Source organism: Limosilactobacillus equigenerosi DSM 18793 = JCM 14505 (assembly GCF_001311375.1).
Taxonomy (GTDB): Bacteria; Bacillota; Bacilli; order Lactobacillales; family Lactobacillaceae; genus Limosilactobacillus; species Limosilactobacillus equigenerosi.
Map to the genome: position 1 here is coordinate 1 of NZ_BBAS01000038.1, position 535 is coordinate 535.

1 protein-coding gene is annotated in these 535 nt (G+C 34.6%); it reads left to right on the plus strand.

All coding sequences use genetic code 11. The features are described 5' to 3' along the window. The coding region (locus JCM14505_RS08520; protein ID WP_162200510.1) for a transposase at positions 1–535 on the plus strand (535 nt) is incomplete at both ends.

Here is a 535-nt window from a genome sequence, read left to right on the forward strand (position 1 = left end):
CCTTATCGTAAGCTTATCCATGATATTTTCCCAGAAGCGATAATTATCGCTGATCCTTTCCACGTTGTTACTCAGGCCTACCGGGAGTTGAATCTGATCAGAATTAAGGTAATGAAGCAATATGGAAGTAAATCTCGAGAATATCGAGCACTAAAGAAATTTTGGAAATTATTACTCAAAGATTCTGCTAACTTAAACTCAACCAATTTCTATCCTCGAGCTAATTTCCGCCATAGTTTATTAAGCGATTCAGAAATAGTTGATCGTCTTTTAGATATGTCGGACGAATTAGAAGAAGCCTATGATTATTACCAAACATTACTAACTGCAATGCATACCAAAAACGAAGTTTTACTACACAAGCTACTACAAACAAATTATTGCGAACTACCAAAAGGATTTAAAAGAGTTCAACGAACTCTTAGAAAACATGAAAGAGAAATCCTTTCTAGTTTCGTGATAGGGATAAGCAATGGCCCGATTGAAGGAAAAATGAATAAGGTAAAGGTATTAAAACGAATTTCATATGGATACA